Raw genomic sequence first — 3,566 nt, 5'->3', positions numbered from 1 at the left:
CCCGCGCCGCCCCCGCTGTCGGAGCCCGCGATCGTCAGGGCGGATGGTATCGGCATCGTCGCTTCTCCCACCGACGAAAAGGGGGAGGACGACAGGACGGCCACCAAGGGGCGCGTCAGATCATGCTCCGTTCCCTACGCCGGTATTGTCCGGATCAGGTTCGATGGGTTGGCTTTCGCCTCTCAGCCCTGGATTGGGCACCCCAACGGATTCGGAGGCGACGCTAGCAGGCGCGGATCGGAGCGGCAACAGTGTGGAGCAGGATCGACATGGGCCAAGCTTCGGAGGCTGTGCGACCGTGACCTCCTGTGCACGACAATGTCAGTCGCTTCGGCAAGCCGGTCCGGTCGATGGATCGCTTGCACGTTTAAGCGACCGGGTTTTCCCGGATGCGCCCTGACCAGACGCCGGAAGCAACGGGTCCGAACTGTGCCAGTACATGCGCTTTGGCAAGTAAGTGGCGGAGAGACAGGGATTCGAACCCTGGGACCCCGTGAAGGGTCAACGGTTTTCGAGACCGCCCCGTTCGACCACTCCGGCACCTCTCCGCGGGGGTCTGGCGGGCATGTATCGCCTTGGCGCGGGGGGCGCAACAGCGAATTTGCGCCTTTTCGCGCCGTCCGTGCCGGGCGGTGCGATCGGCGCGCCGGGGGCCTTGGAAATGCCCGGGGGCGGGTCTACCTTTCGCGGGTCGCATGCAGGAGCTTCGATGTCCGTCCGATTCACCGTTCTCGCGCTGGCGCTGTGCGCCGCGCTTCCCGCCCGTGCGCAGGACGCGCGCGATCTCTACGATCTGCTGCGGCTGGATGACCTGCTGGCGGTCATGCGCCTCGAGGGGCTCGCCTACGGGCAGGAGCTGGGCGCCGACATGCTGGGGCCCAACGCGGGCGCCGGCTGGACCGACCTGCTCGAGGAGATCTACGACACCGAACGCATGGAATCGCTGGTCGAGGCGCGCTTCACCGCCGCCATCGACGAAGATGCGGTCGAACCTCTGATCGCGTATTTTGACGGCGCGGACGGGCGCGAGATCGTCTCGCTCGAGATCGCGGCGCGCGAGGCGCTGATCGACGACGCGGTCGAGGAGGCCGCGCGCGAGCGGTACCTCGAGCTCGCGCTAGACGAAGACGACACGCGGCTCGACCGGATCGAGCGTTTCGTCGAGGCCGGCGACCTGGTCGAGGCGAACGTGGCCGGCGCGCTGAACTCGTCGCTGCGATTCTACTCGGGGCTGGTCGACGGCGGCGCCATCGCCATGAGCGAGGACGAGATCCTGCGCGAGGTCTGGAGCACCGAGGAGGAGACCCGCGCCGACACACGCGAATGGGTCTACGGCTTCCTGCTGATGGCCTACCGCCCGCTCGAGGCTGACGCGCTGGCCGAGTACGTCGACCTTGCCGAAACCGATGCGGGCCGCGCGCTGAACGCGGCGCTGTTCGAGGCGTTCAACGCCATGTACGACGACATCTCGTACGCCCTGGGCCTTGCCGCGGCGCGCCAGATGAGCGTGCAGGAATTGTAGGCCGGAGCGCCCCGGCGCCTGCTTGACAAGGCGGGGTGCCCCCTGCATAAGCGCGCGACGAGACGCGGGGCCCCTGGGCATCCGCCGATCGCGTAATGCGGCACTGCCCGGCCGGGCAGCCGCGCCGCCCCGACAGGGGCACCGAACACGGCCCCGACGGGTCACACAACCAGGTCCACCCAAGGGCCATCACCATCGCCCCGACGGGGCGCGCCGTTCCAGGCGGCCGGGACAGCCGGCCACGACACCTGCCGGGGCAGGGGCCGAAGAACGCGAGAAGAGAGAAGGAAAGACACGCAATGTTCGCGGTGATGAAAACCGGCGGCAAGCAGTACAAGGTCCAGCAGGGCGACACGCTCCGGATCGAGAAGCTGGCCGCAGACGCAGGCGAGACCATCCAGTTCAACGACGTCCTGATGCTGGGCGGCGACAAGACCGTTCTGGGCGCACCCACGGTGGCCGGCGCGGCCGTCCAGGCCGAGGTGATCGACCAGATCCGCGGCGAGAAGCTGATCCACTTCGTCAAGCGCCGCCGCAAGCACGGCTCGCAGCGCACGAAGGGCCACCGCCAGTCGCTGACGCTGATCCGCGTGACCGAGATCCTCGCCGAGGGTGCCGACAAGAGCGGCGTCAAGGCCGCCATCGGTGCCGGTTCGGTCAAGGGTGGCTCGGCCGCTCCGGCTGCGAAGGCCGAGGCACCGAAGAAGGCCGCGGCTCCGAAGGCAGCCGCCCCCAAGGCGGCCGCGTCCGAGGGCGACGACCTGACGAAGATCACCGGTGTCGGTCCCGCCGCCGCCAAGAAACTCAACGAAGCCGGCATCACCACCTACGCCGAGCTTGCCAAGGTCGACCCCGAGACGTTCGAGGCGACCAAGGTCAAGCCCGAGTGGGTCGAGCAGGCCAACGAGCTGGCCAAAGGCTAAGGAGAAAGACCAATGGCACATAAGAAAGCAGGCGGTTCCTCCCGCAACGGACGCGACTCGGCCGGGCGCCGACTGGGCGTCAAGCTGTACGGCGGCCAGGCGGCCACGCCGGGCAACATCATCGTGCGCCAGCGCGGCACCAAGTTCTGGCCGGGCGAAGGCGTCGGCATGGGCAAGGATCACACCATCTTCGCGACCGAGCAGGGCGCCGTGACCTTCCACAAGGGTCTGAAGGGTCGCACCTTCATTTCCGTGCTGCCGATGGCCGAAGCCGCAGAATAAGCGCCGACAATCCGCGACACGTCACGAGGGGATCGGCGGAACGCCGGTCCCCTTCGGTTTTGATGGTGGTCGCGGACGACATACCCACATCGGTGGTGGCCAAGGCGCCGGGCTTGTGCCGCGCGCGGCCGACCCCGCCGCACCAGGAGGAGAGTGCACATGGGTCTCGGGATCGTTCAGGACCAGCCGGTCGTCGCGACCGAGCGGTTCGACCTGCGGCCGCTGCGGCGGTCGGATATCGGTCTGCTGGACCTCTACGCGGGGGACGAGCGCGTGGCGCGGATGACGCGGTCGATCCCGCACCCGTTGCCGCCCGGCGCGTCCGAGGCGTTCGTCGCGCGCAGCCTGCGGGCCGATCGCGTCGACAGCGTCTGGGCGATGGACGCCACCAAGATCGGCGGCGACGAACTGCTGGGCACGATCGCGCTGACGCCGATGGATCACGGCCAGGCCGAGATCGGCTACTGGGTCGCGCCGCCGGCGTGGAACACCGGCCTCGCGTCCGAGGCGGTGATGGCGATGATCGAGGCGAACCCGCTGGGCTCGTGCACGCTGTTCGCCAGCGTCTTCCAGGACAACCCCGCCTCGGCGCGGGTGCTGGTGCATTGCGGCTTCGACTACATCGGCGACGCCGAGGCGTTCAGCGTCTCGCGCCAGGCGACGGTGCCGACCTGGACCTACCTGCGCAAGCTGGGCTGAGGTCCGACGTCACGACACGGGGGTCTGCCCCTGCTGACCCGCTCGGGGCCAGTGCGCGCCAAAGTATTTTTGCCAATGCGAAGGGGGCGGGCGCCGTTGCGCGGCCGCCCGTTCGCGGCTAAACCGCGCCACGTGCGCAG

At 68.7% G+C, this 3,566-nt stretch carries 4 protein-coding genes, 1 tRNA gene and 1 riboswitch; of the genes, 4 read left to right on the top strand and 1 reads right to left on the bottom strand.

Translation table 11 applies throughout. The features are described 5' to 3' along the window. Window positions 1–114 precede the first annotated feature (114 nt). Window positions 115–215, bottom strand: a riboswitch (TPP riboswitch). Between the two features lie 243 nt (window positions 216–458). Then, window positions 459–548: transfer RNA gene (locus ACFDTC_RS17840), tRNA-Ser, on the bottom strand. Window positions 549–709: 161 nt separating this feature from the next. On the opposite strand from ACFDTC_RS17840, the gene ACFDTC_RS17835 reads away from it, so the two are divergent. The 4 genes from ACFDTC_RS17835 (at window position 710) to ACFDTC_RS17820 (ending at window position 3,426) form a co-directional block, all read left to right on the top strand. Next, window positions 710–1,522 carry a hypothetical protein gene (locus tag ACFDTC_RS17835; RefSeq protein ID WP_375260221.1) on the top strand — a complete coding sequence of 271 codons (813 nt, stop codon included), beginning with the start codon at window positions 710–712 and terminating at the stop codon, window positions 1,520–1,522. Between the two features lie 299 nt (window positions 1,523–1,821). Continuing rightward, window positions 1,822–2,445 carry a 50S ribosomal protein L21 gene (locus ACFDTC_RS17830; RefSeq protein ID WP_375260220.1) on the top strand — a complete coding sequence of 208 codons (624 nt, stop codon included), beginning with the start codon at window positions 1,822–1,824 and terminating at the stop codon, window positions 2,443–2,445. Between the two features lie 12 nt (window positions 2,446–2,457). Further along, window positions 2,458–2,727, top strand: a complete 270-nt coding sequence (gene rpmA, locus ACFDTC_RS17825; protein ID WP_375260219.1) for a 50S ribosomal protein L27 — start codon at window positions 2,458–2,460, stop codon at window positions 2,725–2,727. A gap of 159 nt (window positions 2,728–2,886) precedes the next feature. After that, on the top strand, window positions 2,887–3,426 hold the full coding sequence (locus ACFDTC_RS17820) for a GNAT family N-acetyltransferase (RefSeq protein ID WP_375260218.1): 540 nt from the start codon (window positions 2,887–2,889) through the stop codon (window positions 3,424–3,426). Window positions 3,427–3,566 lie beyond the last annotated feature (140 nt).

The sequence above is a fragment of the Citreimonas sp. genome (assembly GCF_042096055.1).
Classification (GTDB): domain Bacteria; phylum Pseudomonadota; class Alphaproteobacteria; order Rhodobacterales; family Rhodobacteraceae; genus Citreimonas.
This window is presented reverse-complemented; position numbering and strand designations above follow the sequence as displayed.